General features: G+C 61.8%; 1 protein-coding gene. It reads left to right on the forward strand.

Annotated elements, in window-relative coordinates; all coding sequences use genetic code 11:
• The coding region (locus tag SB772_RS45825; protein WP_410839253.1) for a DUF1467 family protein at positions 1 to 209 on the forward strand (209 nt) is incomplete at its 5' end.
• Positions 210 to 233 lie beyond the last annotated feature (24 nt).

The following is a 233-nucleotide window of genomic DNA, read 5'->3' on the forward strand; positions in this document are numbered from 1 at the left end:
CGATCGGTCTGCGCACCCAGGCGGATGATAACGAGATCGTGCTCGGCACGGTACCCAGCGCTCCGACGCGCTTCCGGGCGCTGTTCGTCTTCTCGACGACGACGGTGGTTTCGGCGATCGTCTACGGCGCTTGGTACTTCTCGTCGACCTACTTCGGTTGGGGGTTCGACGCCCTGCCGCAGATCGGCCCGGCCTTCAACATCGAGTAGGGCTTTTGCTCAATCTTTGAGCAT

The organism is Paraburkholderia sp. SIMBA_030 (genome assembly GCF_046535245.1).
GTDB lineage: Bacteria > Pseudomonadota > Gammaproteobacteria > Burkholderiales > Burkholderiaceae > Paraburkholderia.